Consider the following 257-nt stretch of genomic DNA (forward strand, 5'->3'; position numbering starts at 1 on the left):
CTGATGATGCCTACGAGTTCCTGGGTGCAGGAGGTCGTGGGCCGTCCATGCGACGCCTCCTGTCGCCCGGGTTTGACGTCGACTCAAACCTGGATCGCAATGAAATACCTGAAGTCTCTCGAATCGTTCGCGATGGTCGTGTACCTCGCGCGCTGGCTGCTGCTTTCCTGCGTGCTCGGCGCGCTCGCGGGCACGGCCTCGGCGGTGTTCCTCTTCGCACTCGATCTCGCGACCGGCACGCGCGTCGCGCATCCCTG

General features: G+C 64.6%; 1 pseudogene. It reads left to right on the plus strand.

Annotated elements, in window-relative coordinates:
- Nucleotides 1-99: 99 nt before the first annotated feature.
- Nucleotides 100-257: pseudogene (locus SB786_RS36835) on the plus strand (voltage-gated chloride channel protein); the annotation flags it as partial.

The organism is Burkholderia sp. SIMBA_062 (assembly GCF_046534765.1).
Classification (GTDB): domain Bacteria; phylum Pseudomonadota; class Gammaproteobacteria; order Burkholderiales; family Burkholderiaceae; genus Burkholderia; species Burkholderia ambifaria.